This window comes from Pseudovibrio sp. POLY-S9, assembly GCF_001431305.1.
Lineage (GTDB): Bacteria > Pseudomonadota > Alphaproteobacteria > Rhizobiales > Stappiaceae > Pseudovibrio.
Map to the genome: position 1 here is coordinate 39,922 of NZ_LCWX01000239.1, position 1,389 is coordinate 41,310.

Annotated in this window: 1 protein-coding gene; it reads right to left on the reverse strand. The window is 53.2% G+C overall.

From position 1 onward, the window contains the following. On the reverse strand, positions 1 to 1,389 hold a 1,389-nt coding region (gene dnaE / locus PPL9_RS33800; RefSeq protein WP_208989658.1), incomplete at both ends, for a DNA polymerase III subunit alpha.

Here is a 1,389-nt window from a genome sequence, read left to right on the forward strand (position 1 = left end):
CACAACAGATTGCCCCGGCTCCAGCAAATCGCGGCACTGATTCAAAGTCTCAGAGAACATCACCGCTTCATATTGCCCGGTCGGATCAGAAATACGAACGATGCCCATCTGGTTGCCGGTACGGGTCTTGCGCTCCTGCTTTGCTGTCACAGTGCCCGCAAGACGCCCTGCGGAAGACCCCGCCTTCACAGAGCGCTCAAAATCTTTCCAAAGCTGCACACGCAACTTGGTGAACAGCTCGCGATACTCATCGAGCGGATGGGCTGAAATGTAAAAGCCGACCGCCGCATATTCTTTTTGCAGCCGCTCGGATGGCAACCAAGGGTCTGTCGGATTAAGGATCAAAGGCTCAGGCGCATTATCTCCGCCAAAGAAATCATTTTGACCAGATGTCTTATTCTCTTCCGTCCGCTGTGCCATCCCGATGATGCGATCCAGACCGTCAAGCAACTGCGCACGGTTTGGATTAAGTTCATCAAAGGCGCCAGCGGCGATGAGATTCTCGATCGTGCGCTTATTAAGAACCTTCGGACTGATACGCGTTGCAAAGTCACCTAGATCTTTAAACGGTTCATCTCCACGCACGTCAACGATGTGTTCAACCGCCTGTTCGCCCACACCTTTGATCGCCCCCATGGCGTAAACGATCTTGCCGTCTAGCACACCAAAATGCACACCGGATTTATTGACGGAGGGTGGCACGACCTCGATGCCCATACGCACCGCTTCCTGACGGAAGTCACTCAACTTGTCCGTATTGCCCAGATCAAGCGTCATGATGCCGGCGAGGAACTCAACCGGATAATTCGCTTTCAGCCATGCAGTTTGATAGGCCACAAGCGCATAAGCAGCCGCGTGGGATTTGTTAAAACCGTAGTTCGCGAACTTGGCCACCAGATCGTAGATCATCCCGGCCTGATTTTTATCGACCTTCTGCTCAACCGCCCCCTCAACAAAGCGGGCTCGCTGGATCTCCATTTCAGCCGCAATCTTCTTACCCATCGCACGGCGTAGCAAATCCGCTTCACCAAGAGAGTAACCAGACAGCACCTGAGCAATCTGCATCACCTGTTCCTGATAAACGATAATGCCGTTTGTCTCGGTCAGGATTGGTTCCAGCAAGGGGTGAAGATAGTCAGGTTCCTGCTCGCCATGTTTTACCGCGTTGTAGATCGGGATGTTGTCCATCGGGCCCGGGCGATAGAGCGCCACCAGAGCAATGATATCTTCAAACCGGTCAGGCCGCATACCAGCAATGGCGCGGCGCATGCCCTGACTTTCCAGCTGGAACACGCCAACCGTCTCACCAGCAGCCAGAAGCTTATAGGTCGCGGGGTCATCAATTGGTATTTCATCGATCTTAACTTCAATACCACGCTTCTTGATGTG